Origin of the sequence: Nocardioides bizhenqiangii (assembly GCF_034661235.1) — a bacterium.
Lineage (GTDB): Bacteria > Actinomycetota > Actinomycetes > Propionibacteriales > Nocardioidaceae > Nocardioides > Nocardioides bizhenqiangii.
The window spans coordinates 190149-215387 of record NZ_CP141059.1; the positions used below are offsets into that span (position 1 = coordinate 190149).

A 25239-nucleotide genomic window follows, 5' to 3' on the forward strand; every position below is an offset into this window, starting at 1 on the left:
CGCCAGGCGAGGGCGTATCGAGACCCCGCAACTCGTCTTGCGATCGTCCCCACCACCGCTGGCACGTCACTGGGTCTCGATACGCGCGTCGCGGGTTCGTGCCTCACCCGCGGCGCTACTCGACCTTCGCGCCGGTTCGGATCCCGTCCTCGTTCCTCGGACGGTCTCCGGGCGCTCCAGCACCTCGGGCGTGTGCAGCCGGACGAGGAACCGCCGCGCGTGCGCGGGGGCGCGGGACGCGGTGGCGAGCGACACGAGCACCATCGTCGCGAACGCGACCGGGACGCTCCAGGCGGCCGGCTGGGTGAGGAGGGCGCCGAGCCAGCCGGAGGCCTGGACGCCGACCACGTTGAGGACCGCGGCACCACCCGCGCCGAGCCCGCCCGCGGCCAGGCCGGCGAGGGCACCGGCATCGGTCAGCCCGCGCCACCAGATGCCGAGCATCAGCAACGGGCAGAAGGTCGACGCCGCCACCGCGAAGGCGAGCCCGACCGACTGCGCGACGCCGACGTTGGTGGCGAACAGCGCGACCAGGACCGGCACCGACACCGCGAACACGGCGGCCAACCGGAACGCGGACGCGACCGACGCGGTCGGCCCGTGCTCGCCGACGAACCGGCTGGTGATGTCCTGGGTGAGCACACCGGAGACGGCGATCGCCAGGCCGGACGCGGTCGACAGGAACGCCGCGAACGCGCCCGCGGTCACCAGGCCGGTGAGCAGCTCCCCGCCGATACCGTCGACCATCAGCCGTGGCAGCTCGAGCACCAGTACGTCGGAGTGTCCCGCGTCGATCAGGTCACCGCCGTAGATCCGGCCGAGCGCGGCGAACACCGGCGGCCAGAGGTAGAAGAGACCGAGCAGCGCCAGCACGACCAGCGTCGTACGCCGGGCGGCCCGGCCGTCCGGGTTGGTGTAGAACCGCACGACCACGTGCGGCAGGCCCATCGTGCCGAGGAACAGCGCGATCATCAGCGAGTACGTCGTGTAGAGCCCGATCGCGCCACCGCCGGCGACCGGCACCGACCACCCCTCGCCGGCGCCACCGCCGGCCGGCCGGCCGTCGCCGACCCAGACGATGAGCAGCACCATCGCGGGGACGAGCAGGGCGGTGAGCTTGAGCCAGTACTGGAACGCCTGCACGAACGTGATCGACCGCATCCCGCCGGACATCACGTTGATCAGCACGACGAAGCCGACGATGACCGGCCCGACCCAGCGCGGCGCGCCGATCGCGGACTCCAACGTCAGCCCGGCGCCCTGGAACTGCGGCAGCAGGTAGAGCCAGCCGACGCCGACAACCAGCACGGAGCATGCCGATCGCACCACCCTGGAGCCCAGCCGGGCCTCGGCGAAGTCGGGCAGCGTGTAGGCGCCGGAGCGGCGGAGCGGGGCGGCGACCAGCACCAGCAGCACGAGGTAGCCGGCGGTCCAGCCGACGGGGTACCAGAGCATCTGCGCGCCGCCCACCAGCAGCAGCCCTGCGACGCCGAGGAAGGACGCGGCGGAGAGGTACTCACCGCCGATCGCCGATGCGTTGAGCCGCGGGTTGACCGAGCGGGAGGCCACGAAGAAGTCGCTGGTGGTGCGGGAGAACCGCAGCCCCCAGGTGCCGATGGCCAGGGTGGCGACGGTGACCAGGAGCACCGCGACCAGGCCGGGTACGGCGTCCGCACTCATCTCGCCTCGGGCCCCTCGACGAGGTCGGCGAAGTCGCGTTCGTTGCGCTCGACGCGCCGCACGTAGCGCCAGCCGACGAGGAGGAGGAACGGGTAGACCAGCCCGCCCAGGACCAGCCAGGCGACCGGGAGCCCGAGCAGGTCGGCGTCGGCCAGCCGCGGCCACAGGTGGAAGACGAGGGGGAGCAACCCGAGGGTGAGGCCGATCAGGATGAGCGCCCGGATCGCGAGCGCGAGCTGCTCCTTCAGCAGCGAGCGGAGGAAGACGTCGCCGAGCGGCGTCTGCTCGTGCACGTCGCCGACCCGGTTGCGGGGGCCGGTCGCGTAACGCGGCGGTCCGGTGACCCGGACCCGGTGCGGTCGCTGGTCGCTCACGAGGGAGACACGCCCTCAGCCCCGCGCCCGCCGGACCAGCACGTCGCGGAGCTCCCGGGTGTGCCGCCGGGCGACGGGCAGCTCGTCGTTGCCGACGACCACCGTGCAACGGCCGGCCTCGGTGCGCAGCTCGTCGATGTGGGCGAGCGACACCAGCAGCGACCGGTGGATGCGGTGGAAGCCGGCCGAGCGCCAGTCCTCCTCGAGCGTCGAGAGCGGGATCCGGACCAGGTAGGCCTCTCCGGACCGGGTGTGCAGCCGGGCGTAGTCGCCGTGCGCCTCGACGTAGGAGATGTCGCCGCGGTCGACGAACCGGGTGACGCCTCCCCGCTCGACGGCGATCTGGGTGTCCTCGGGGGTCGGCCGGCGGCCGGTGCCCGAGACCACCCGGCGCACCGCCTCGGCGAGCCGATCCGCGCGGACCGGCTTGAGCACGTAGTCGACGGCGTCGAGGTCGAACGCCTCGACCGCGTGCTGCTCGTGCGCGGTGACGAAGACGACCGGCGGTGCCTCCTTGAACCGGCCGAGCACCTCGGCGAGCTCCAGCCCGCTCAGCCCGGGCATCTGGATGTCGAGGAAGACCGCGTCGACGTCGGTCTCGCGGAGGATCCGCAGCCCCTCGGTCGCGGTGGCCGCGGTGACGACCTCCCGCACGCGGTCGTCGGCGGAGAGCAGGAAGCCGAGCTCGTCGAGCGCCGGCTGCTCGTCGTCGACCAGCAGCACCCGCAGCCCGGACTGCGTCATGGCGTGGTCTTCCGCGGTGGGGTGGTGCTCACGCCGGGAGCGAACTTGGGCACGCGGACGATCACCTTGGTGCCGGCACCGGGGGCGGTCTCCACGACCAGACCGTAGTCGTCGCCGAAGGTCGCCCGCAGCCGGGAGTCGACATTACCGAGGCCGACCGAGTCGAGGGCGGCGTCACCTGCCAGCGCGCGCCGTACCTTCTCCGGGTCCTCGCCGACGCCGTTGTCCTCGACCTCCACCACGCACTCGTGCCCACGGTCGTGGGCCACGATCCGGAGGTGGCCGACCGTTGAGGACGACTCGAGCCCGTGGCGGACGGCGTTCTCGACCAACGGCTGGATGCAGAGGAACGGCACGACGACCGGCAGCACCTCCGGCGCGATGTTGAGCGTCACCTGGAGCCGGTCACCGAAGCGGGCCTGCTCGAGCAGCAGGTAGCGCTCGATCGAGCGCAGCTCGTCGGCCAGGGTCGTGAACTCGCCGTGCCGGCGGAACGAGTAGCGGGTGAAGTCGGCGAACTCGAGCAGCAGCTCGCGGGCCCGGTCGGGGTCGGTGCGCACGAAGCTGGCGATCGCCCCCAGGGAGTTGTAGATGAAGTGGGGACTGATCTGCGCCCGCAGCGCCTGTACCTCGGCCTCGATCGCCCGGTTGCGGCTCGCGTCGAGCTCGGCCAGCTCCAGCTGGCCGGACACCCACTGCGCGACCTCCTCGGTGGCGCGGATCAGGCCGGCGGTCGTGGTGGGAGCGAAGGCCTGGACGGTGCCGACCACCCGCCCGTCGACCACCAGCGGGCTGATCACCCCGGCCCGCACGGGGCACCCGCCCGTGGTGCACGGGAGCTGGGCGGGTTCGACGGTGCGCGTCCAGTCGCGGGTGTGGTCGCTGCCGGCCGGGGCCACCAGCATCGCCGCCAGTGCGCCCGCCTGGGCGCGGTGGTGGCTGCCGGTGCCGTCCCACGCGAGGGTGGTCGCGGTGCCGGTGAGCGCGAGCGCCGGCGTACCGAGCAGGGTGCGCAGGTGCCTGATCGCTCGGTCGGCGCTGTCGGCCGTCAGCCCCTCCCTGAGTGCCGGGGACGCGAGCGACGCCTGGTGCAGCGCGCGGAACGTGGCGCGGTCGGCTTCGCTCCCGAGGTGCCCGCGCCGTCGCACGGCTAGCGGAAGTCGATGAGGAGCATCCCCGAGTCGTCGTCGGCCGGGGGGTCGATGACGGAGGGAAGCTCGGCGGCGTCGGAGAGCGCGACCGGCTCGGTGTCCTCGCCGACGTACCCGTCACCTTGCCGCTCCTCGGACGCGACCAGCGTCTTGGGAGCCGACTGGGGCTTGATGCCGACGACCGCGCGGTAGCACTGGGTGAGGTAGGGCAGCTGCATCCCGTCCATGCCGCGGCCGAAGTCGTCGTAGAAGGCGAGCACCTCACGGAGCTTGGCCTCCCGCCCCTCGGCGGGGAGGGTCGCGACGCTGGAGCGCGACAGCACGAGGTCCTGGATCGTGGAGCGGTCGATGGCCTGCCAGTGCTTGAAGGTCTCGCGCTCGATCGGCCCGAAGTACGGCGACGACTCGAGCTCGTCGCCCGGACCGGTGCCGAGCTCGGGGTTGGCGAGGATCCGTCCGAGCCGCTTGACCCACGGGATCCGCTCGTCGCGGGCGTTCCAGACCAGGCTCAGCGAGCCGCCGCGCTTGAGCACGCGCGCGATCTCGGGGAGCGCCTTGTCGTGGTCGAACCAGTGGTAGGCCTGCGCCGCGATCACGATGTCGAAGGTGCTGTCGGGGACCGGGATCTCCTCGGCCGTGGTCTGGGAGATCCGGGTGACGACGTAGTTGCGGGACAGGATGTCGAGCATCGCCGGGTCCGGGTCGGTCGCGTGCACGTCGTGGCCGAGCGCGACCAGCTCGCGGGTGAGCTTGCCCGTGCCGGAGCCCAGCTCGAGCACCGAGAGCGGCTCGTCGCCGGTCAGCCACCGCGCGGCTTCGACCGGATAGCCCGGACGACCGCGCTCGTAGGCGTCGACCACGCTGCCGAAGCAACGGGCGGGATCGGGTGCTGGTGACTCGTTGGGTGCCATCGGGTCTCACCGTAGTCGCTCGATAGTGTTCTTCCGGTGAGCGTGGACCCGTTGGCATGGTTGGTGTCGCTGGAAGGGGTCCCCTCGGCGTTCGCCGGGGCCCGTGACGGCATCGACGCGGTGCTGCGGGACCGCGGGCTGCGTCGTACCAGCCCCGAGATGACGGCGGAGTCGTTGCTGCGGGGTGCGCACGCCAGCGCCGTCCTCGAGGGATCGGCGTCGACGCTGGCCGAGGTCCGGGCAGGGGAGGGCGACGAGATCTCCGTGGACGCGGTCCGGGTGTCGACCGAGCTGCTGGCGCTGGTCCCCGTCGTACGACGCACGCCCCTGCAGGCGCTCGCCCGTCTGCACGCCCTGGCCGGCCACGGCTCCCTGCCCGCCGACCGGCTCGGCCGGCCGCGCGACGCCGAGTCCGCCGGGCTGCTGCGCACCGTCTCCGACCTGATCACGGCCACGACCGAGGCGCCGGCACTCGCGCTCGCGGCCGTCGTCCACGCCGAGCTGGTCGTGAACGCGCCGTTCCCCTCCCACAACGGCATCGTCGCCCGCGCCGCGGAGCGGCTCCTCGTGGCCGCGAAGGGCGTGGACGAGAAGTCCCTCGTCGTCCCCGAGGCAGCCCACCTCGCGCTGAGGGCGGAGTACGAGTCCAACCTCCGCGGCTACTCCAGCGGCAAGTCGTCCGGCATCCACTCCTGGCTGCTCTATGCGGCAGAGGCGTACGCCGCGGCGGCGGAGGCGAGCCCGCTGGTGCGCGCCGCGGAGTAGCGGCTACCCGCTGGTCGAGGAGCTCTCTCTAGCGAGCGTCTCGAGACCTGCTCGCCCGCTCCAGCCCGTCGAGCAGCAGGTCGAGCGTGAACTCGAACTCGGTCTGGCTGTCGCACCAGCCGAGCACCTCGTCGCCGGCGTCGTGGACCTCGGACGCCACCATCGCGGCGAGATGGGGGAACGCGCCCGCCATCGCCGCCATCTCCTCCTCCTCCGCGGCCGGGTCGACGTCCTCGCCGCCGGGCGGCGCGAACAGCTCCTGGGCGAAGCCCAGCGCCATGCTCCCGAACGCGTGGAGGCCACGGTGGGCGAGGTGGTAGGAGAGACCGCCGTCGACCATGGTCCCGAGCACCCGGTCGTAGTAGCCGTAGACCGAGGCCGGCACCGACGTACGGCTGGTGATGAGCTGCGGGGCCCACGGGTGGCGCAGCATCGCGCTGCGCGCGGTGAGGAACCGGCGGCGCAGAGCACGTCGCCAGTCCGGCTCCGGTGACCGGCGCTCGACGGCGGCCACGCTCTCGTCGACCTCGGCCATCAGCGCCTCGAGGAGACCGTCGAGGAGGGCCTCCTTGTTGGCGACGTGGTGGTAGAGCGACATCGCCTCGACGCCGAGCTCGCCCGCGACCCGGCGCATCGTGACGTGGGCCAGCCCGTCCGCGTCGGCGACGGCGACGGCCGCGGCGAAGACGCGTTCCCGGCTGAGCGGTGTGCGGGTACGGCTCACGGTTCGACCTTACGACGTACGGCGGCATCCGCTCGTCGAGTAGCGCGGTCGTTCGTTGGTCGAATAGCCCGAGCCGCCAGGCGAGGGCGTATCGAGACCCCTGCCCGTGGTCGCTGTCGGCGTTCGCCTCACCGGGTCTCGATACGTCCGGTCTCGGCCTCGCAAGCTCGGCCGAGCGGACACTCGACCTCCTCGCCGAGCATGTCTCTCCTCGTTCCTCGGAGCGACATCGGCCCGGACATGCAGGTGGCACCCGAGTCAATGAAGTCTCTCGGGTGCCACCGCTGACACATGATCCCGTGGCTACCAGGCGTGCATCTCTAATTGCCGCTCCGGAAGTTTTCCGGTGACGTGCGCCCTGTTAGGAAGGGTGGATCGCCGCGTGGGTACCTGGGCCATGTGTTGATCTGGAGTTGTCGGTCTTGCTGACCTTTGTACGCCGGTTGGGGACCACGTTCAAGGGTTGACTTTTCGGGTCCGCGGGAAACCCTCAGGGGTCGGGTGAGACCTTCAGGCGCTGGCCGCGCCGCGGCGTTTCGCGCCGAGCCAGACGGCGGCACCGACGGCCACCGCACCCCCCACGGCGAGGGCGGCGAGCGTCGGCTTCGGCGGGGGCAGCGGCACCCGGCTCCGCAGGGTGACCGGTCTGCTGAAGGTCAGCACCGGCCAGCCGTGCGTCGCGGCGAACTTGCGCAGCTCGCGGTCGGGGTTGACCACGTGCGGGTGTCCGACCGCCTCGAGCATCGGGATGTCGGTGGACGAGTCGCTGTAGGCATAGCTGGCCGCGAGGTCGTAGCCACGCTCCTCGGCGAGCGCCAGGATCGCGTTGGCCTTCTCCTCGGCATAGGCGTAGTACTCGATCTCGCCGGTGTACTTGCCCTCGACGATCTCGAGCCTCGTCGCCACCACCCGGTCGGCGCCGAGCATCGCGCCGATCGGCTCGACGACGTCGGTGCCCGACGAGGAGACGATCACGACGTCACGCCCCGCGGCGTGGTGCTCCTCGATCAGCTGGACGGCCTCGTCGTAGACCAACGGGTCCATGATGTTGTGGAGCGTCTCGGCGACGATCTCCTTGACCGTGGCGACGTCCCAGCCGGCGACGAGCTGCGACATGAACTGCCGCATCTTCTCCATCTGGTCGTGGTCGGCGCCGCCGACGAGGAAGACGAACTGGGCGTACGCCGACCTCAGCACCGCGCGCCGGGAGATCAGCCCGCCGGCCTGGAACGGCTTGCTGAACGCAAGCGCACTCGACTTGGCGATGATCGTCTTGTCGAGGTCGAAGAACGCCGCCTCGGAGCCCATGTCCCCAATCGTAGGGGCGGTCCGCGCACCACCGTGGCTCAACCTCGGCATCGGCGCGGCCCCGCAACCGTCCACAGCCGACGGCCGCAACGCCGTCCTCCACAGGGCGTCGGCCGGCAGGCATGGGCGTGCGACGACCCGGCGACATCCTCGGACATGACCACCCTCACCGCCCCGACCGTGGGCCCTCCCGAACCACTCATCCTCACCGCCGACCAGAGCCTGCTCGGCGAGCTGCTGCCCCTCGCCGCCGCGGCCGACATCACACCGGTCGCGGCACACGAACCACTCGCGGCGCTGGCGTCGTGGAGCCGCGCGCCGGTCGTACTCGTCGGCGCCGACCTCGCCCCCGACGTCGCGCGGCTCGCCCCGGAGAAGCGGCCGCACGTCTACGTCGTGTCGCACCAGCGGGCACCGGACGACCTGTTCCGGACCGCGCTGCAGATCGGTGCCGAGCAGGTGGTCGAGATCGCCGGGTCGTCGGCCTGGCTGGTCGAGATGCTCGCCGACCTGACCGAGCGGCGTACCGCCCGGGGCCGGGTGATCGGCGTCATCGGGGGCTCCGGCGGGGCGGGCGCCACGACGTTCGCGTGCGCACTGGGACAGGGCGCGGCCCGTGCCGGCGACGCGGTCGTGATCGACTGCGACCCGCAGGGACCGGGCCTCGACCGGATGCTCGGGCTCGAGCGCACCGACGGCTTCCACTGGGACGCGTTGTGCCAGACCACCGGCCGGCTCAGCGCCCGGGCACTGCGGGACGCGCTACCGCGCGCGGGTTCGCTGGGCGTGCTGTCGTGGTACGTCGGCGCAGGGGCGCAGACCCTGCAGGCGTTCGCCGTGCGGGAGGCACTCTCGGCCGCACGCCGTGGCCACGACACCGTCGTCGTCGACCTGCCCCGCACCTCCGACCGTCTCGTCGACGAGATCGCCGCCCGCTGCGACCGGCTCCTCGTCGTGACCATCGGCACCGTTCTCGGCGTCAGCGCCGCCGCCCGGATGCGGGCCCGGTTAGCCGGCCACCCGGACGTCGGCGTGGTGCTCCGCGGCGATGCCGTCGACCCGGCCGACGTGGAGTCGGTGGTGCGGATGCCGGTGGTGGTGCAGATGCGCGACCAACCCCGGTTGTCCGAGGCGCTCGACCTCGGGCTCGGGCCGCTGCGGTCGCGGCGCGGACCGCTCGCGCGTGCGGTCGCCACGGTGCTCGGCGCGCCCGAGAGCGCCGTCGCATGACGAACGACCTGATCGACGAGGTCGCCGGCCTGGTGGAAGAGGTACGCCGTCGGCTGGCCCGGACGCCGGGCGAGCTGACACCGCACCGGGTCGCCGAGGCGCTCCGCGCCGCGGGACGCCCGGTGGGGGATGCGACGGTGCTCGCCGTCTACGAGGCGCTGCGGCGCGACGTGGTCGGTGCCGGGCCGCTCGACCCGCTGTTGCGACAGCCGGGCGTCACCGACGTGCTCGTCAACGGCGCCGGCGACGTCTACGTCGACCGCGGGTCGGGGCTGGAGCGGACCGACGTGCGACTCGGGTCGGAGGACGCCGTACGACGGCTCGCGCAGCGGCTGGTCGCCACCGGCGGCCGGCGTCTCGACGACGCGGCGCCGTACGCCGACGTGCGGCTGCCTGACGGCACCCGCTGCCACGCGGTGCTGGCGCCGCTGGCGCGGCCCGGCACCGCGATCTCGTTGCGGGTGCCGCGTCGGGGCGGGTTCAGCCTGGCGCAGCTGCGGGACGCCGGCACGCTCACCGACGAGTCGCTCGAGCTGGTGCGGCTGGTGGTCGGCGCCCGGCTGGCGTTCCTCGTGACCGGCGGGACCGGCAGCGGGAAGACCACGCTGCTGTCGGCGCTCCTCGGTGCCGTCGACCCCGCCGAGCGGATCGTCGTGGTCGAGGACGCCACCGAGCTGCGCCCGGACCAGCAGCACATTCCTCTAGTACGTTTCAGCCTGGCGACACTAGGATCCATTCCATGCGTCCGCTCGCAGCGATCTACGTGCGCATCTCCCGCGACAAGGAGGGCAAGGGTCTCGGCGTCGGACGACAGGAAGCTGACTGCCGCCTGCTGGCCGAGAAACTTGGGTTCGACGTCGCCGACGTCTACGACGACAACGACTTCAGTGCGACTAAGACGAAGCCGCGGCCGCGCTTCGAGCAACTCATGGAGGACGCCAAGTCAGGCAAGTTCTCAGCCGTCCTCACGTGGCACACAGACCGCCTCTACCGTCGGCCAGCTGATCTACACCGTTTGATAGCTGTGCTGAAGCCACGTGACATCCCGGTCTACACGGTGAAGGCCGGCGCTCTTGACCTCACGACATCGAGTGGGCGGATGCAGGCGGGCATCTTCGCCGAGATCGCGCAGCACGAGGTCGAGCTGAAAGCAGAACGACAGAAGCGCAAAGAGCTAGAGCTGGCTCAGAGCGGCGAGCCCCGCACCAGTTCCCGCGCGTTCGGATTCGAGCCGGATGGAAGAACCTGGCGGCAGCCAGAAGCAGAGATGATCCAGCAGGCGACCGCCGACGTGCTGGCAGGGACCTCACTCGCCGAGATCATCCGACGCTGGAACGCATCGGGCTACAAGACGGCTCGGGGACGTGACGACTGGACGCATGGACGAGTCCGGGCAGTTCTCACGCGGTGGAAGAACGCAGGAGTGCGCGAGCGCAATATCTACGACGGCAACAAGATCGTCGACACCGAGCTGTACCCAGGGACGTGGGAGCCGCTGGTCTCCCGCGCTGAGTTGGAGGCCGTACGGAATCTCCTGTTCGACCCGAAGCGCCGGACCGGGCCGGGCAACCACGTCAGGAAGCATCTCCTCTCGTTCTTCCTCACGTGCGGAGCCTGCGGGCACCCCCTCCGAGCTGGCAACACTCAGTCCTATGGGAAGCGACATCTGACCTATCAGTGCGGCGGCAAGCACACGACGGCCGAGGGCAAGACGTGCTGGTCCTCGATCTCCTACGCGGTCGCAGAGGAGACCGTGCGCGACCACATCGCGAAGCGCCTCGCTCTCCCTGACGCCAGTCTCTTCCGCGCCACCAACGAGGACCGCGAGGCGTTCGAAGCCAACCACGAGGCGCGGGCAAGGCTAGAGAGCGATCGCGCCCGAATCCATGAGCTGAAGCTCGACCGGGTGGACAAGGCCGTGCTGCTCGCAGAGGTGGCCGCTGAACTCGACGCCCTTGCCGAGCAGTTCGAGCGCCTCGCGCAGCGCGGAGCCCTGGCAGAGACCATGCGGGGATTCACTCGAATCGAAGACGCGGAGGTCCCCGAAGAAGACTCGTCCACCGGCAAGGCAGTGGACCTCACCAAGCTCATCGGCAACATCAAGGCCGCTCGGTCTGCCGCACGCGAGCGGTTCGACGCGCTGGAGCTGTCGACACAACGCCAGATCCTCGAGGCGCTGGTCCGCGTCATCATCCTGCCCGCAACTCCGGGACGCCAGTACCGCGGCAACCGCGAACTCTCCGCCGAACGAGTGGAGATCGTGGACCTGGACCCGAAGACCGGCGAGCCGCTCCCCGAGGAACTGCTCGCCACTGCTTGGACGCTGCGGTAGGCGAGGAGCGGGAGTGGCCCGGTGAGGCCTCTCCGGGCCCGTTCCGGCAATCGCTGGCTACTGGCTGGGGGGCGCTGGGCTGAGTGATCCCTCGGCCGCCCTGGGGCAGGCGAAAAATGTCGTCACGCACCATTGAGTCACGCGGTGGCGTGGGTCATGATTCTCCTGAGAACGGCGGGCCATCGCGGTGATGCAGGGTCCGTGCAGCTCCCCTCCGAGCGTGAGTCCCACAGCTCCCTACCGCGTTTCAGACTTGGCCGCAGAACCCATCCCGTAAGCGATCGCCAAGGCGCCAGTACTCAAGGGCATCGGCAACCCGCAGGCCCCTGGTCGGGCAAACACCTGGCCAGGGGTAACTAACAGTCTCTCCGCTAGGCGTGGCTGAAACCTTGTCGAGGCTGCATGAATCCGAGTAGTCACATTGCGTCCTCCTTGGCGGGAGAGCATGGGCAGGAGGGGTCCCGTTCTCTGGGACCCCTCCTCAACCCAAAGCTGACCCGGCCTGGAGGACTCCCGCCACCTGCAGGAGGACCCCATGGGTCTTGTCCCTTCCGAGGACGCCGCCCGAGCCGCCATGAGCGAGGCGTGTTCCTACGTCCGCCGTTATCCCAAGCTGGTCCATTGGATGCAGACCGGCGACGTCGAGGCAGAACGGATCCTCGACAACTTCCGCAATCGAACCCCGGTCACGGTCTGGCTCCGCCGTGTGTCTTATCGGCGTCACGAGGATGTTCTGGTCGAGCTGCTCGACGCCGCCGACGTCTTTGTGAACCGCAGTGGACAGGCTGCTCGCATCATGGAGACGTACCGTCAGCAGCGGGACAGCGCCAAGCTTGACGAGCTGAGTTCCTCTGCTCGGGCCGTCCATCGCGCTGTGTACTCCCTCGGCATCTATCAGGGCGCCCCAGTGCTCGGTTCCCTGCGTTATGTCCAGACCACGGTCGCGGCTCAGTCGCAGAACCGCATCCGGTTGTCTCCCAGGGCGGTGCAGAAGCACATCGAGAAGCTAGTTGAGCGTGGCCTTTTCCTCAGCTACGACCCGGGTCGGCGCAGCACCTACGGCAACGAGTCCGGGACCATTGATCTCGAGCTGAGCCCCGTCGCCAGCGAGCCCGACGTTGACATGGTCCTTCTTCTGTCGCTCACCCTGGACCAGCGTCTCGCGCTCTCGGACTACGTCATCGCGTCGCAGGAGCGTCGCAAGAAGGTTCTCGCCGACCTTGACGACCGCAGGTCTCGGATGCATGCCGCCCTGATCGATCTGAGCGACGTCCTGCGAGGCATCGATCTCGACGCCGACTGGATCGAGGTTCCGACGATTACCGGCAGCAGCGTGTGCCTTCCGCACCACCCGATCGACGGTTATGTGTTGTTGGAGGACGGCTCTCGTGTGGACTACTTCTTCGCCCTCGCGCTTGTGCACGAGTGTTCTTGCGAGTCCTCGCACCTGCCGCCGTTGATGTGCCCCTGCGCCTCGGCCAAGATCGAAGAGGCATGCGCCTGGGTGTCCTGGGGCAATGCTCCGGTGTCTCACGTGGTGGGGTAACACCCCAGTCTTTGGAGGTAACAAAGAGTCTTTCCGCAACAGGAGCGACAGCGACTCAACCAGAGACACAAGCCTCGCGAATATGTACGCCGGGTTGGTACGCCGTGCGGTCGATAGGCCTTCTATGCCTCGTCACTGTGGGATGTGCGGACACCCTCGCCGAGCCGAGTTGGAAGCTCGGATCCTCCGCAATGAACCGATCGTTCTGGTGGCGAGCGACGCGGGCTTTTCGGTCGCCGCTGTCAACAGGCATCGGCGTGCCCACCTGCGTCCTGAGCTGCGCGCCCAGCTCGCCACCCGCGCACCCGCTCATATCGCGGACTTCGCGGACCAGCTAGCGGAGCTGGCCGACGACGCGAACAGCGTCCGTGACTTCGCCCGCGAGTCCGACAACCCGGACCTGCTCCTCCGAGCCTCGGCAAGCAAGCGCGACACGATCCTCACGCTGATCCATCATCTCGGCGTCGACTCCACCGAGACGGTTGAGTCCCTGCGTGAGGCCATTGCCCTGGCGGCGGCATGCGTTCGAGTACTGCCATCGCATCCCGACGTCGTGACGCAGGTGGTCGCGGACCTCCGCACCCAGGGCCAAGACCGCCTCGCAGACGAACTCGCGAGCGCAGTAGGCAACGTCCGCGGGCTGCCAGGCATCCAAGCGAATCGAGCCCTGAAGGAGGCGTCTCGATGACGACTCACAACCCGCCCGAGACTCAGACCGCTCTCGACCTGCTCAACGAGGTGGTGCTGACGGCGACGCTCCACAAGCTCGACCTGGCGGATACGCCCGACGACATCCTGACCCTCGCGGGACCGAGCAGAGTCGACCTGCTCGCCCTGGCCGGATCCAGCCCCGACGACCTCATGGTCGCGGCCGAGCGCGGAACCGTCAGCGTCGCGCCAACGGACCCCGACATCACCATCTACTGATCAGGAGAACCACCGATCATGCCTAACGCACCCATGCCCAAGCCCGGTGACATCCTCCACTTCCTGCGGAGCGGCCAGACCTACCACGACATCCGGCGCGGCCAGTTCGCGGCGTTCGTCTCGCGCCGAGGGCAGGAGCTGGTCGTGACGGCGGACCTCATCGAGGCCAGCAAGGACCGCAACGGACTGGTCGCGCCGTGGCTCGCTCTCGCCCACGACCCTGAGGCCCAGGTCCGGCGCTTCGATGAGCAGATCGTCGGCACCGGCCCGTGGCCATCGGACCTTGTGAAGCAGGAGCCGGGATCCACTGAGCACGACGACGCCCGCCGCGCTGCGGTCCGTGAGGCCAACGCCCTGCCCACCAAGGGAGAGCGCGCCCGGGCCCTGGCTGAGGTCGAGCGCCGCTACGGCCCCTCGCAGCCCACCAGTCGGACCAACGCGGTCTACAGCCGGTGACCGAGATGTCCACCGGCGCCCCTCACCGCAACAAGGCCCGAGGCAGCGAGTTCAAAGGCGAGGTCGCGGACTTCCTCCGCAGCGCTGGCCATTCCGAGGCGAAGCCCGAGACGCCCGTCACGATCGGGGAGGAGCTGCGGTCCCCTGGCGACATCGGCGGCATCCCGTTCGTGCTCGCGGTCCGGACCTCCCAGCGCCACGACATCTCGACCCAACTCGATCAAGCCAGCAATACGGCGTTCTTCCTCGGCCGGCGGTGGTTCGGCGCTGTCCTCTCCCGCCGTGGCCGTCCGATCGGTGAGAGCTACGTCGTCGTCGATCTCGCGACCTTCGCGGACCTGATGCAGTACCTCCCCGCCGACGTTCCCGACGAAGACTGATCTGGTCCTGCCTCCTGGGGGTGCCGTCGCGCCACTCCATAACCTCGATAGCTCGTGGGTGACTACGACGTGGCGGCACCCCCAGGAGGCAGGACCCGAGCTGGCCGGTACCGCGGCTCAGCTCGGCCATGACAAGTCACCCGGGCCATCGTCAGACGAGACTGGCTCGGTTGCTGGGGGCGCAGGGCTGAGGGACTCCTGGGCCGCCCAGGAGGGTCAGGCTGGCCGCGGCTGGCGAAGTCCTCCGACTGCTGGGCGAGGTTCCGCTCATCCTGCCTCTTGCTCAAGTTCCGACAGTCGTCGAGCAATAGCCCGATCTCTTGCGTCGTTGATCCACTCGACGGCGCTCTTGCCCCACATGAGCGTCACGCCGCTGGCGACCAGCGCGACTGTCGAAGCACTGCTCAACCACACCCATGTAGGGCCCGGAAGAAGGTCTCTCGAGCTCGGGAACAGCGATACGACTCCCACGACGATGGAGCAAGCAATGATCAGGCCGGCAGCGACCTTGGCTGCCAGAGCTCCCCACCTGTAATGCTTGGTAACTTGCTTTCTGATCTGTGCCTCTGATCTGCTCAGTCGCTGCTCGACGTCGTCGAGTCTCTTCGTCAGGCCTTCGCTCTCGGCTTTGCGAGTCTCCGCATCGAATCTGGACTGAGCTTCGATGCGCTCCAGCTCCTCGGCGCGAGCGAGGGCGGCATCCCTTGCTCGTTCTGCGGGTTCCGCGGCTTCCTTGCGAGCCTTCGCCAGCGCCTCTTGAACGGTCCGCTCGGAGACCCTCTGCGGGTCGCCAAGCGTGACGTCCATTATCGCTCGCTCGGCCTCGTGTGAATATCGCAGGAAGGCGATTCCCTCTTCGTCAACCGAGGCCGCTCGACCGAGCCGCTCTACTTCCTCGGACACCTTCGACCAAAGATTTGGCGAGGGGGACATTGCCGCGAAACAGTCAGCGACTATCTGCTGCTTGGGGAGGTTAGGCGACACGGTCGGTGCCTTCACCCACAACAGCGTTGCGAGACCTGCGTCGTCCATGGCCAGCGGCCACTCGTGCTCACCAGAGTCGAAGAAGGACCTGCTAGCCCGAACCAAGCTGGTGTTGTTGGTGATAAAGACTGCACGGCACTCTTCAACATGCGGTGCGCTTCGGCCGCCGCGGAGTCGATGAATCGCTGTCAGTGACTTCAGGTCATGAATCAACGCTCGCTGATTGAAATATCGGACCTGTTCCTGAAGTACGGCCTCCAGTGCGTCCTCGTCCACGCCCAACGCGTGGCTGTAGTGGGGAGAAGGTCGAACCTCGATCCGATTCGCGCGAAGGTCTCGGTCGAGGGTGGCGAGAGCCATCTCAATCTCGGCCGCCGTCAAGCCTGAACTGCGGTAGTGGGCGACCACGCCCCGTGTCCCTGCCTCAGAGCCAGGACTGCGCCTGAGCGTATCGCCTGCAGCTGCCAGTACACCGCGCAGTTCCGAGACCGTATGTTCGAAACATGCGACCTCCGCCTTCTGATCCAATGCGATGTGGACGAGTGATTGGGCCGCCTGTTGAGCTTCCGGTCCCTCGTGGCCGAGGACCCGAAGACAGACTGAGGTATCGAGATACAGAGTCGTGCGCTTAAACTTTCGCTCCACCACATGACCTGATGTGTCTACGTAAAGCGCCGCTGCCAGCATCGATCCCTTGATCATCTCGTCGAGGTACTCGAAGCCAGTCGGATCGCTCTCGATGGTGTCCGCGATGAAGGTGGCGACCACATAGCCTTGACCTTGTGCAGGACTGCCGAGCCCGGTCACCGGGCCGCCTCCTACGGTTGACTGGAGGAGAGGGAGAACGTGAGCTTCGACGAACTCGAAGAGCGCCTTCTGTGCCTTCGGCTCGTCCCAATCAAGATCGAATCTCGCCCGCGTGAAATCGACTAGCGACCGGACTAGGCGGTTCTGGCGCCGAGCGCATTCGCGCTGCTGGGACGAGATATCTGGTAGACGGTCGACCACGTCCGGCGCGAGTTCAACTTCCTGAGATCGAGGTAGCCGTCGGACCTGTCTCGTGCGCACTGCACGCGCTATCAGCGATCGAACAACGTTGGTTGGAAAGTCCAGCCCGAATCGGTTCTGGACCTGTGCCGCCACGCCCTCCGCGGTTAGGGTGGCCGGCGCTTCTCGCAGGACCTCCAGCACAAACGGTACGAAGTTGTCGAGATAGCTTCTACGGCCGTGCTCCCAGGTGACGTTGATGTAGGCCAGAGAGGCCAACGCCCTGTCAGGGTGGCGCGCCACCGAGCCGTCAGGGAGTAGAGGTTCTTGTGCCATCAGCCGCTGCCGGTCCGAGCCATGTGGGAAACGTACCGACTGCGCGGCACCGTGCTCCACAACCTGACCAGTCATTTCGACGATCTTCGGAGTGCGCGAGTCCCTCGCGTGGTCGCGGAACACGAACCGGAATGATGCTGCAGGCTCACGCATGCTTCGACGGCAACGCCGCTGGTACGGCGGCACGGATCGGCGATGATGAGTTACACAGGTCAGCGTCGGGCCTGGCAGTTGGCCGGGGTGCTTCTATGTAAGCTCCAGAATGCGTGCAACGTCGTGCTGCTGCCAGACATCGACTGCGCGCGAGTCGCTGTGGCCAACAAACCACTTCGGCAAGTGAAACTCGGCAACAGGGAGATCGAAGATCTGGCGGCGACGCGCAGTTAGCAGCACAAGGTCCACGTGAATCCGCAGGGAGCGGATGCGGCCCGCTGCAGACCAGTTAGTCTCGACTCTCTCCGCGGGTGTGCTGAGAAGTACGAGATCCTCGACCTTCAGGCCAAGTCCTAGGGCTCTTAAGGCGATGACTCCTCCGTAACTGTGGGCGAACAAGCGCCGGATTCGTCCGTCGTAGGGTGCCGCCCAGTCCAGAAGGCGTTGAGCGGCGACGTCACGATGTCTGGCTGAGTACTTGCCGCTCCATTGGAAGTACTGCCCATTGCTATACAAGTCCGGGTTGATGGTGCCCCTGATGAACTCGTGAAAGTCGCCACGTGGCGTCCACCAGGTGCCCACGTAGGCGCCGGTGCCGTGGACAATCGTCGAAGGTGGATGAGGGCCGGTGCCGCTCTCGACCCGCTGTCGGTCCTCGACGAGATCGGCGGTGTCTTCCCCGAGAGCTACAGACGCCAGCTCCTTCGCTAGAAGGCCAGCTGCGGTCGTGACGGCCCTGAGTACGCTCGCATTGATGCTGTTCTGTGGCGGTTCGACTGCAGCCTGCGAGAGGACCGTGCGCGCCGCTGCCAGCGTGTCCGCGGCGTCTATCGTCCCGGTCACGGTTGGCGGGTCTGTTGCGGTGGGCTGAAGAGCTGCGGCGGCGGCCACCTGCCGCAGACCAGCGTCAGTCGCCTGCATGGTGCGTAGCCAACTGACTGCGGCGACGGGATCACCTGCCGCAGCTTGCGTCCACAAGACACCTCCCTGCGGTCGCACGGATTGGGATCTCGAGGGTTGCCACCCAGGGCGGCGCTCTCTGCGGGAGACCAACTGTCCTAGGCCGTAGTCAGCAAGTAGGTCGTTCGAGTCTCTGAGCAACGCCAGGTAGCCGCTGCTGTCGACCGGCGGTGGGAGGTCGCGGAAACCCATGGCAGTCGCGTCCTCGTCAAGACCTTCGGTCGCCTCCGGCGAGTGCAGAGCCGCCCCGAGAGTGAGCGCACGAGCGGCGACGTTCAAGTCGGCTGACAGGCTGTCATCGAAGGTGAGGTCCGGCTCATCTGTCGGCTGCGGTCCGGAAGGCAGTTCTGTGGGCACCCTTTATCTTGATCGATCGGGGCGCGCCTCGCGTGGCTCTTGCCCGAAGGCATGTGAAACCACCGCGATACATGCGCCTGAGCGCCATCACTCGTAGCGCGCGTAAACCGCTGTGACCTGCTGTGTCCAGAACGTCAGGCGCTGGTCCGCTGTTGGCTTCGTCGGCAGCATTCCAAGTGCACTAGCGAGGCGGTAGAAGCCGCCTCCTGCGTCATTCTCGTTGAGATATAGGACGATGGCCGAGATCAGCGCGCCCACATCCTCGCGCATTCTGACGGCAACTTCGCCTAGCATCGCGCCCATCGCCGCCCGCTCACTTTCTTTATCGAAGTCAAACGGGCGGGCATCCGTTCGTTGTGCAAGCACTGCGTTCAGTTCTGTGTAGGAAGTCGTTCGCTGGAGCGACGCCTGTTCGACCAGGAAGTCGGCAGTCGCGTCCACTAGCTCGGCCCATTCGAGGTCGTCGCGTCCCCACTTCACGGGCACATGATGCACCCTCGCGAAGCGCTTCGAAAGACGTCGACAGTGTTGTTGCGCCGACGTCCACAAGCAGGCCATTGAGACTCGCCCTCCCAACGCGCCGAGCTTCCCTCAGAGACGTCCACTCTCTGACTCTCAAGGTGCTGTCCGCTGCGTCGTCATCCGCCGACCTTTGAGACCATTCGGCTCCTCGGTTGACACCCGTCTACCGCTGGGCTCTCTGCTGTCTGGGTCGGGACTCTCCGGCCCTCAAACGGCAGGAGACACCGCAATGCCCGCATCAACCAAGCACATCCTCATCAACGTTGAGCGCATGGCCGCCGACGACGAGCTGCTCAAGCTCTGGAACGAGATCGCACAGGCCAAGAACGACGACGGCACCGAGCGCACGCTAAACCAGTCCTGGACCGCGTTCGTCGCGGCCGCCGACGCCGCTCACATCGCCGACAGGATCCCCGGCACGGTCGGCCGGACCTTCAAGACCAAGTACGCCGCCGAGCCCCAGCCCAAGAAGCCCGCCGCCAAGCGGACCACCACCCGCAAGACCACCACCAAGGCGGCCAAGTGATGAGCCTCGTCGCCGCGCGTGACCTCACAGCACCTGTGACCGTGGTCCTGACCCTCCCGTGGAGGTCCGCACCGATCACGCTCCACGCAATCAGCGTTCGTGTCGACCCTGATGACCGCGTGCTCCTAGTCGGTGAGGGCGGTCGCGGCCTGGTCGCACTCGACGGCGGCGAGCTGGTCCTCACGGTGGAGGCTGACCGGTGACCGCCGCGACCTACGGCTACGCCCGCGTCTCGACCGGTCAGCAGACCACCGACCAGCAGGACGACGCCCTCCGCGCCGCTGGCTGCTCCAAGGTGTTCGGCGACAAGCTGTCCGGAGCCAAGGCCGACCGGCCCGGACTCGCGGCCTGCCTCGATCAGCTCCGACCCGGCGACACTCTCGTGATCGTCGCCCTCGACCGGCTGGGGCGCTCAACGCTCCAAGTCCTATCGACGCTCCAAGAGCTGCACCAGCGCGGTGTGATCGTGAAGTCGCTCCGAGAGTCCCTGGACTTCTCCACCCCGCTCGGGCAGGCCGTCGCCACGATCATGTCGGCACTCGCTGAGATGGAGTTGGCTCTCATCCGCGAGCGAGCCGCTGCCGCTCGCGAGGCCGCCCGCGCACGTGGCAAGCAGACAGGCCGGCCCCGTGTCCTCGACGCATCCGCAGCTGCCCTAGCGAGGAGGATGCGTGCCAACGGCGAGCCCATAGCCGTGATCGCCAAGACCCTCGGCGTCTCACGTGCGAGCGTCTACCGCTACACGGAGGCGATTACCCCGTGAGCCGCTCGACACGCGCATCCCGTACCGAGCGCCCGACTGTTGAGCAGTACCGTATCCGAAGGGGTGGGCAGCACCTCTCCTTGATCGAGCCGGGCGCAGCGCCGTGACCGCCGAGGGCCTGTTCACGGTTCTGCTCAGTCACTACGGAACGAGCGCGAGCGAGCAGGAGACGTTGCAAGTGAAAGGCATCGCCGAAGCTCTGGTCGCAGCAGACCTGGCATCGAGCGATCGCGAGATCGCTCTGGCTGAGCGGTTCGACCAACTCCACACGATGCTCTACATGCGCGGTGGCATTAGACCCACCAACGCCGCCGTCGAGGAGTTGGCCAAGCTCCTGTTGTTGCGCGTCTGGCTAGCCCGCGAGCCAAACGCGTTCGTGCAAGGCGTAGGTCGTCTGTCGGATCTGCTGGAACTATCTGACCCTGCTGATGTCTACCTGGACGGCGTAAAGGCGGCCTTCCGCCAAGCGATTGCAGAGCCCGACCTCGCGGCGTCGCTGCCGGACGGTACGACTCAGACCGTGTGGCCTCTCGATGAACCGTTGAGAATCGGACGAGCCGACGTGCTAGCTGAAGCGCTGTCGGTACTCGCCGAGGCAGTGCCGATGGAGTCCAAGTCAGCGCCAGGAGACATCCTCGGTTCAGCGTTCGACATCTTCCTTCGTGGTCGCTACGACCATGCGGGCGGACTCGCGACGTACTTGACCCCTACGGTCGTGACCTCGGCCGCCGCTGATATCGCACTCAGTCTCGTCGATCCTTGGTCGTTCAAGGGCATGTCGTTCGGGGATCCATGCAGCGGCACAGGCCGATTCCTCGTGGCTCTCCTCGACCGCCTGAAGACCTTCTATGGTGACTCGGCAAGGGGCAAGGCCAAGTTTCAGGAAATGCTGTCCGCGGGCGTGTTTGGGGCAGATCAGTCGGCAAGCTCCATCGCCAAGGCTCGTGTGAACCTGCTCCTGTACGGAGCGCACCACCCTCGCCTGTTCACCGTCGAGGACTCAGTCACTGACCCTGCTCTCGACAAGATGCGCGACACGCTGTCACTAATACTCACGAACCCCCCATTCGGGGAGGGGAAGTACGACAGCGTCGAAGGGATCCGTAGGACGGAGGAAGACCTCTCCTCTATGAGTGGAGGCGCGCGACGAATCGACCCAGCACTCGCGTTCGTAGCTCGATGCGCCAACCTGTTGCGGCCAGGAGGCGTGCTTGGAATCGTCCTGCCGGACGGGCTCGTAGACGGTCCAGTTCTGCGGGAGGAGTTGTTCGGCGCGTCGAGTCGGGGTAGCCAACTGACGGTCGAGGCGAGCATCAGTCTGCCGACCGCAACGTTCGCCCTAAGCGGGACTGTCGCTAGGACCAGCTTGCTGTTCCTGCGCAAGGGCGAGTCGACGTCAGAGCGAATCTTCCTCGCGCGCGCTGAGCACATCGGGTACCTCAAGCAGTCCGGTCGGGCCGTGCCAGACCCTAAGGGGAGCGATCTACCTCTGATCGTCGCTTCAGGCATTGACGCACTCGTGACGAAGGCACGCACCCGAACGCCGCTCGTCGCGTCCGAGGCGCCGCTGATCGCTGCGATTCCGCGTCAAGACGTCACGTCTCTTGATCCGGCGGCATGGGATCCGGGCAGCATGAAGGCGCGCAAGGAGCTCAAGTCCAGCGGCGCGAGCATGGCGGTCTACCTAGCTCCACAGTCGAGGCGGCGGTTGGCTCGCGCTGCTGACGAGGTCTCTGCTTTCGTGTCAGTGCTTCATGTCGATCCGTTCGGCTCTGTGGCCTGGCATGAGGCCGCTTCGTACGCGCCAGCAACCCCTGGCCAGACGGCTACAGCGGGCCAGGTGCTCGTCTCGTTGCTCAACCCCAGCAAGCTTCGCGCGTTCGTCGTGCCCGACGCGTTCCCGCTAATCGAGTGCTCGATGGAGTTCGGAGTCTTCGACGCCTTAGATGTCGATCCCTACTACGTCCTGGCCCTCCTACACGATCCGCGCGTGAAAAGTCAGCTAGCTCCGCTGGGCCGAGGAACCTCTAGCTCGCGGCGGCGCATCACGTCGGCGGATGTGCTTGGCCTTCGCGTGCCGAAGGCAAGCATGCGCGCGGTCGCGAGTGTCGGGCGAGAGACTCGTGAGCGTATCGAGGCCATCCGAATCAGTCAGTCAGGCCTAGCTGCGATATACGAGTCGCAGCGCCCAGTCACGGCGCGAACAATTCGACCGTAACCGTGCCGCTGCGGTCCTCCTCTGCGTGAAAGATCTTCTCCGCCCCGACGCCGTCTTCAAGCTCGATCATGAGCGCAGGGAGCCCGTTCTCCACGTTTCCACCGCCGTGACGAGCGTAGGTGTGGTCCAGTGCAGGGCGAGGCGGGAAGACCTGAAAGTTCGCGTTCGGTCTTCTCGGGTCGGCGAGCTTTGGTTTCCCGAAGTCTTCGATCCAGCGGATGTACCGTTCCGCGAAGATCCGGTGCTCCGCGGGTCTGAGCCGCCAGACCCGAACACGCACTTTGTCGTTGAGGTTCACATCGATGCTGCAGAGATAGATCGCAGGCACATCGAGCAAAGCCTCCATTGCCGGCAAGTTGTTGGCTTGGAAGTTCCACCGCGGTGCGGCAGCTCCGCGACGGTCGAGAGAGTCGAGGAAGTTCGCTGACTTGATCTCCGACCCGTCCTCCATGTCGAGGCCTTTGCCTCTCATGCCTCCTCCGACGAGACCGGTAACGAGCGAGACCAACATCTGACCGATGTAGCCGGTGTCGATCTGAGCTGGCTGGAGGGTGAGATCTCGCCAGTAATGCAGGAAGCGTCGCTGGTCGACGACCTGCTGCTGCAGCAGTCGGGCGCATAACCGCTCACGTTCGCTGTCTGCCAGGTCCCGCACCGTCTCCATGGCACGACTATCGGGCAAGTCTCCGCATGATCCAAGCGGTAGGCAGCGAGTCGGCAGTTGACACGCAGTCGGAGTAGTGGTGTCTGCTACTCATGATCAAAGACACGTATTACATGAACATGCGGACACCCGCACGTCGTCGGGCTCGAGGCGCGGCCGGCCAACCTCGAGGGCACGGGCGCGGTGGCGCTCCGCGACCTGGTGGGGCAGGCGCTGCGGATGCGGCCGGACCGGCTCGTCGTCGGCGAGGTGCGGGATGGCGCGGTGGTCGACCTGATGGCGGCGATGAACACCGGCCACGAGGGCGGTTGCGGCACCCTGCACGCCAACTCGGCAGCCGACCTGCCGGCACGGATCGAGGCGCTCGCGCTCGCGGCCGGTCTCGGGCGGGCGGCAGCACACAGCCAGCTCGCGTCCGCGCTCGAGGTCGTGCTCCACATGAGCCGCGACCGTGACGGGCAGCGCCGGCTCAGCGAGGTCGCCGTGCTCGAGCGTGACCAGGCAGGGCTGGTCCGGACGTCGACGGCGACCCGGATCGACCGGGCCGGTGCGCTGATGGCCGGCCCGGCAGCGGGGCGGCTGCTCGACCTGATCGAGTCGCGGCGGCGGCGGTGACCGGCTGGACGCTGGTCGCGTGCCTCCTGGCCGGTTGCGCGGCACTGCTGCTGACGCCCGGCCCGCCGGCACCGCCGGGCCGGACCCGACAGCGCGGGCGGGCGTCGTACGGCGTCGTCGCGGCGGGGGTCGCCGGCGTCGGCTGGTGGCTGGTCGACGAGCCCCGCCTGCTCGTGCTCGGTGTCGTCGGCGGTGCGGCGGTCCTCGCGGCGGGTCGTCTGGTCGCGCGGCGTCGCGCGGACCGGGCCGCAGCGCAGGTTCGAGGCCAGGTGGTGGAGCTGTGCGACGGGCTGCAGGCCGAGCTCGCGGCCGGACAGACGGCGCCGACCGCGCTCGAGCGGGTCGCCGCGGAGTGGCCCGCGCTGCAACCGGCCACCCGATCGGCCGCGGCGGGGGGCGACGTGCCCACCGCGCTGCGAGAGCTGGCCTCCGCACCGGGCGCCGGCGACCTCAGGGTCGTCGCCGCGGCCTGGCAGGTCGCCCATCGCACCGGTCACGGGCTCGCCGACGCGCTCGCCCGGGTCGCCCAGGAGCTGCGGGACGCCGAGCAGACGCGGCGGGTGGTCACCGGCGAGCTGGCATCCGCGAGGGCGACCGCCCGACTGGTCGCGTGTCTGCCGCTGGTGGCGCTGCTGATGGGCAGCGGAGCCGGTGCCGATCCGTGGGCGTTCCTGCTCGGACACCCGGTCGGGCTCGCGTGCCTGGCCGGCGGCGTCGGGTGCGGCATCGCCGGTCTGGCCTGGATCGAGGCGCTCGCCCGTGACGTCGAGCGGGGGCGGTGACGTGGTCGTCGTCGCGGCCGGGCTCGCGGCCCTGGCGGTCGCGCTCCTCGTGCCGGGCACCGTGCGGCCGGCGCTGGAGAGCGGGCCGCGCTCCGCCCCGCGACCGCCGGACCGTGCTGGTGGCCTTCGCCGCTGGCGGGTGCCGTGCGCGCTCCTCGCCGGAGCCGGAGCCGCCGTCGTCCTCGGGGGTCCGGCGGCGCCGCTCGCCGGTGTGGTGGCGGGCGTCGCGACCTGGGTCGCCGCCGGCAGGATCGAACCGAGGTCGACCCGGCTCCGGCGGGAGGAGGTACGTCGCGACCTCCCGCACGTCGTGACCCTGCTCGGAGCCGCGCTGCGGTCAGGTGCCGCTCCGGGCGCCGCCATCGACACGGTCTGCCGGGCACTGCCCGGAGCGGCGGCCGACCTGCTCGCTCCGGTGGCAGCCCGACTGGCGCTCGGTGGGGACCCGTTCGTCGTCTGGTCCGCGGTCGCCGACGATCCGGTGATCGGACCGCTGGGGCGGACCATGGCGCGCGCCCACCGTTCGGGCGCACCGGTCGTCGCCGCCGTCGACCGGTTGTCCGACGAGCTGGCCCGCCGGTCGCGCGCCGACGTCGAGGACCGGGCGCGGGCGGTCGGCGTCCGGGCCGCCGTGCCGCTCGGCGTGTGTCTGCTGCCGGCCTTCCTGCTCCTCGGGATCGTGCCGCTGGTGGTCGGCCTCGCGCGTTCGATCGCCTGGTGAGAGCGCGTCGTCGCGGACCGGGAAGCCCCGAACCGTCCACCGGCAGGTTGCGACACGCCGGTCCTTCCACAGGCCGGTGCCCGCCAGGCCTGCTCGGTCGGTCCGGTCCCGCAGTCTCTCCCT

Annotated in this window: 26 protein-coding genes and 1 pseudogene; 16 read left to right on the plus strand and 11 right to left on the minus strand. The window is 68.5% G+C overall.

Annotation, left to right across the window (positions count from 1 at the left end):
- Positions 1-66: 66 nt before the first annotated feature.
- From SHK19_RS00890 to SHK19_RS00910, 5 genes are read right to left on the minus strand one after another with little or no spacing between them, the layout of a single operon-like run.
- Positions 67-1680 carry a sodium/solute symporter gene (locus tag SHK19_RS00890; protein WP_322457416.1) on the minus strand — a complete coding sequence of 538 codons (1614 nt, stop codon included), beginning with the start codon at positions 1678-1680 and terminating at the stop codon, positions 67-69.
- Complete coding sequence (locus tag SHK19_RS00895) at positions 1677-2054, minus strand: hypothetical protein (protein ID WP_322457417.1); 378 nt, start codon at positions 2052-2054, stop codon at positions 1677-1679. Before SHK19_RS00895 ends, SHK19_RS00890 begins: the two co-directional genes overlap by 4 nt.
- Positions 2055-2069: 15 nt before the next feature.
- Positions 2070-2798, minus strand: a complete 729-nt coding sequence (locus tag SHK19_RS00900) for a LytR/AlgR family response regulator transcription factor (RefSeq protein WP_322457418.1) — start codon at positions 2796-2798, stop codon at positions 2070-2072.
- Positions 2795-3946 (minus strand): sensor histidine kinase, encoded by a 1152-nt coding sequence (locus tag SHK19_RS00905; protein ID WP_322937583.1) that lies wholly within the window; start codon positions 3944-3946, stop codon positions 2795-2797. Before SHK19_RS00905 ends, SHK19_RS00900 begins: the two co-directional genes overlap by 4 nt.
- Before the next feature lie 2 nt (positions 3947-3948).
- On the minus strand, positions 3949-4860 hold the full coding sequence (locus SHK19_RS00910) for a class I SAM-dependent methyltransferase (RefSeq protein ID WP_322457420.1): 912 nt from the start codon (positions 4858-4860) through the stop codon (positions 3949-3951).
- Between the two features lie 36 nt (positions 4861-4896).
- Between SHK19_RS00910 and SHK19_RS00915 the strand changes: the two genes are divergently transcribed.
- Positions 4897-5625, plus strand: a complete 729-nt coding sequence (locus SHK19_RS00915; protein ID WP_322457421.1) for a Fic family protein — start codon at positions 4897-4899, stop codon at positions 5623-5625.
- 28 nt (positions 5626-5653) lie between these two features.
- On the opposite strand, the gene SHK19_RS00920 is transcribed toward SHK19_RS00915, so the two are convergent.
- Positions 5654-6349, minus strand: a complete 696-nt coding sequence (locus SHK19_RS00920; RefSeq protein ID WP_322457422.1) for a TetR/AcrR family transcriptional regulator — start codon at positions 6347-6349, stop codon at positions 5654-5656.
- A 510-nt stretch (positions 6350-6859) separates the two neighbouring features.
- Positions 6860-7657 (minus strand): HAD family hydrolase, encoded by a 798-nt coding sequence (locus tag SHK19_RS00925; RefSeq protein ID WP_322457423.1) that lies wholly within the window; start codon positions 7655-7657, stop codon positions 6860-6862.
- A 156-nt stretch (positions 7658-7813) separates the two neighbouring features.
- Here SHK19_RS00925 and ssd point away from each other — a divergent pair, with 156 nt between their 5' ends.
- The 8 genes and pseudogenes from ssd to SHK19_RS00965 all read left to right on the plus strand — a co-directional run bounded on the left by ssd (position 7814) and on the right by SHK19_RS00965 (position 14528).
- Positions 7814-8887, plus strand: coding sequence for a septum site-determining protein Ssd (gene ssd, locus SHK19_RS00930; RefSeq protein ID WP_322937584.1), 1074 nt, complete (start codon positions 7814-7816; stop codon positions 8885-8887).
- Positions 8884-9522: pseudogene (locus tag SHK19_RS00935) on the plus strand (ATPase, T2SS/T4P/T4SS family); the annotation flags it as partial. The gene ssd and the pseudogene SHK19_RS00935, both read left to right, overlap by 4 nt.
- A 104-nt stretch (positions 9523-9626) precedes the next feature.
- Entirely contained in the window at positions 9627-11219 is a 1593-nt protein-coding gene (locus SHK19_RS00940) for a recombinase family protein (protein ID WP_322937585.1), read from the plus strand.
- Between the two features lie 535 nt (positions 11220-11754).
- On the plus strand, positions 11755-12765 hold the full coding sequence (locus tag SHK19_RS00945; protein ID WP_322937586.1) for a hypothetical protein: 1011 nt from the start codon (positions 11755-11757) through the stop codon (positions 12763-12765).
- A gap of 169 nt (positions 12766-12934) precedes the next feature.
- A complete protein-coding gene (locus tag SHK19_RS00950; protein WP_322937587.1) occupies positions 12935-13453 on the plus strand; it encodes a hypothetical protein in 519 nt (172 codons plus the stop codon).
- Positions 13450-13692, plus strand: coding sequence for a hypothetical protein (locus tag SHK19_RS00955; protein ID WP_322937588.1), 243 nt, complete (start codon positions 13450-13452; stop codon positions 13690-13692). Before SHK19_RS00950 ends, SHK19_RS00955 begins: the two co-directional genes overlap by 4 nt.
- 18 nt (positions 13693-13710) lie before the next feature.
- Positions 13711-14148, plus strand: coding sequence for a hypothetical protein (locus SHK19_RS00960; protein WP_322937589.1), 438 nt, complete (start codon positions 13711-13713; stop codon positions 14146-14148).
- Positions 14145-14528, plus strand: a complete 384-nt coding sequence (locus tag SHK19_RS00965; RefSeq protein ID WP_322937590.1) for a hypothetical protein — start codon at positions 14145-14147, stop codon at positions 14526-14528. The genes SHK19_RS00960 and SHK19_RS00965 overlap by 4 nt, the downstream gene beginning before the upstream one ends.
- A 267-nt stretch (positions 14529-14795) precedes the next feature.
- Here SHK19_RS00965 and SHK19_RS00970 read toward each other — a convergent pair whose 3' ends face one another.
- From SHK19_RS00970 to SHK19_RS00980, 3 genes are all read right to left on the minus strand, one after another.
- A complete protein-coding gene (locus tag SHK19_RS00970) occupies positions 14796-16988 on the minus strand; it encodes a hypothetical protein (protein WP_322937591.1) in 2193 nt (730 codons plus the stop codon).
- A gap of 93 nt (positions 16989-17081) precedes the next feature.
- Complete coding sequence (locus SHK19_RS00975; RefSeq protein WP_322937592.1) at positions 17082-17909, minus strand: hypothetical protein; 828 nt, start codon at positions 17907-17909, stop codon at positions 17082-17084.
- A gap of 483 nt (positions 17910-18392) precedes the next feature.
- The gene (locus tag SHK19_RS00980) at positions 18393-18785 is read right to left on the minus strand and encodes a hypothetical protein (RefSeq protein WP_322937593.1); all 393 of its coding nucleotides are present in this window, start codon (positions 18783-18785) and stop codon (positions 18393-18395) included.
- A gap of 271 nt (positions 18786-19056) precedes the next feature.
- On the opposite strand from SHK19_RS00980, the gene SHK19_RS00985 reads away from it, so the two are divergent.
- The 4 genes from SHK19_RS00985 to SHK19_RS01000 all read left to right on the plus strand — a co-directional run bounded on the left by SHK19_RS00985 (position 19057) and on the right by SHK19_RS01000 (position 22334).
- Positions 19057-19353 (plus strand): hypothetical protein, encoded by a 297-nt coding sequence (locus SHK19_RS00985; RefSeq protein WP_322937594.1) that lies wholly within the window; start codon positions 19057-19059, stop codon positions 19351-19353.
- Complete coding sequence (locus SHK19_RS00990) at positions 19353-19556, plus strand: hypothetical protein (protein WP_322937595.1); 204 nt, start codon at positions 19353-19355, stop codon at positions 19554-19556. Before SHK19_RS00985 ends, SHK19_RS00990 begins: the two co-directional genes overlap by 1 nt.
- Positions 19553-20116: a recombinase family protein gene (locus SHK19_RS00995; RefSeq protein ID WP_322937596.1), complete on the plus strand. Its 564-nt coding sequence runs from the start codon at positions 19553-19555 to the stop codon at positions 20114-20116. The genes SHK19_RS00990 and SHK19_RS00995 overlap by 4 nt, the downstream gene beginning before the upstream one ends.
- Before the next feature lie 103 nt (positions 20117-20219).
- Positions 20220-22334, plus strand: a complete 2115-nt coding sequence (locus tag SHK19_RS01000; protein WP_322937597.1) for an HsdM family class I SAM-dependent methyltransferase — start codon at positions 20220-20222, stop codon at positions 22332-22334.
- Here SHK19_RS01000 and SHK19_RS01005 read toward each other — a convergent pair.
- Entirely contained in the window at positions 22309-22998 is a 690-nt protein-coding gene (locus SHK19_RS01005) for a MamI family restriction endonuclease (RefSeq protein ID WP_322937598.1), read from the minus strand. The genes SHK19_RS01000 and SHK19_RS01005 overlap by 26 nt on opposite strands.
- Positions 22999-23181: 183 nt before the next feature.
- Here SHK19_RS01005 and SHK19_RS01010 point away from each other — a divergent pair, with 183 nt between their 5' ends.
- The 3 genes from SHK19_RS01010 to SHK19_RS01020 are packed head-to-tail and all read left to right on the plus strand — an operon-like array spanning position 23182 to position 25116.
- A complete protein-coding gene (locus tag SHK19_RS01010; RefSeq protein ID WP_322937599.1) occupies positions 23182-23613 on the plus strand; it encodes an ATPase, T2SS/T4P/T4SS family in 432 nt (143 codons plus the stop codon).
- Entirely contained in the window at positions 23610-24395 is a 786-nt protein-coding gene (locus SHK19_RS01015; protein WP_322937600.1) for a type II secretion system F family protein, read from the plus strand. Before SHK19_RS01010 ends, SHK19_RS01015 begins: the two co-directional genes overlap by 4 nt.
- Complete coding sequence (locus SHK19_RS01020) at positions 24373-25116, plus strand: type II secretion system F family protein (RefSeq protein WP_322937601.1); 744 nt, start codon at positions 24373-24375, stop codon at positions 25114-25116. Before SHK19_RS01015 ends, SHK19_RS01020 begins: the two co-directional genes overlap by 23 nt.
- Positions 25117-25239 lie beyond the last annotated feature (123 nt).

What these genes read in the sequence shown, in the direction of transcription:
- SHK19_RS00985 (WP_322937594.1), top strand. Translation starts at nt 19,057, where the DNA reads ATGCCCGCATCAACCAAGCACATCCTCATCAACGTTGAGCGCATGGCC.
- SHK19_RS00900 (WP_322457418.1), bottom strand. Translation starts at nt 2,798, where the DNA reads ATGACGCAGTCCGGGCTGCGGGTGCTGCTGGTCGACGACGAGCAGCCG.
- SHK19_RS00990 (WP_322937595.1), top strand. Translation starts at nt 19,353, where the DNA reads ATGAGCCTCGTCGCCGCGCGTGACCTCACAGCACCTGTGACCGTGGTC.
- SHK19_RS00925 (WP_322457423.1), bottom strand. Translation starts at nt 7,657, where the DNA reads ATGGGCTCCGAGGCGGCGTTCTTCGACCTCGACAAGACGATCATCGCC.
- SHK19_RS00960 (WP_322937589.1), top strand. Translation starts at nt 13,711, where the DNA reads ATGCCTAACGCACCCATGCCCAAGCCCGGTGACATCCTCCACTTCCTG.
- SHK19_RS01005 (WP_322937598.1), bottom strand. Translation starts at nt 22,998, where the DNA reads ATGGAGACGGTGCGGGACCTGGCAGACAGCGAACGTGAGCGGTTATGC.
- ssd (WP_322937584.1), top strand. Translation starts at nt 7,814, where the DNA reads ATGACCACCCTCACCGCCCCGACCGTGGGCCCTCCCGAACCACTCATC.
- SHK19_RS00975 (WP_322937592.1), bottom strand. Translation starts at nt 17,909, where the DNA reads ATGCAGGCGACTGACGCTGGTCTGCGGCAGGTGGCCGCCGCCGCAGCT.
- SHK19_RS00945 (WP_322937586.1), top strand. Translation starts at nt 11,755, where the DNA reads ATGGGTCTTGTCCCTTCCGAGGACGCCGCCCGAGCCGCCATGAGCGAG.
- SHK19_RS00940 (WP_322937585.1), top strand. Translation starts at nt 9,627, where the DNA reads ATGCGTCCGCTCGCAGCGATCTACGTGCGCATCTCCCGCGACAAGGAG.
- SHK19_RS00890 (WP_322457416.1), bottom strand. Translation starts at nt 1,680, where the DNA reads ATGAGTGCGGACGCCGTACCCGGCCTGGTCGCGGTGCTCCTGGTCACC.
- SHK19_RS00955 (WP_322937588.1), top strand. Translation starts at nt 13,450, where the DNA reads ATGACGACTCACAACCCGCCCGAGACTCAGACCGCTCTCGACCTGCTC.
- SHK19_RS00910 (WP_322457420.1), bottom strand. Translation starts at nt 4,860, where the DNA reads ATGGCACCCAACGAGTCACCAGCACCCGATCCCGCCCGTTGCTTCGGC.
- SHK19_RS00970 (WP_322937591.1), bottom strand. Translation starts at nt 16,988, where the DNA reads ATGCGTGAGCCTGCAGCATCATTCCGGTTCGTGTTCCGCGACCACGCG.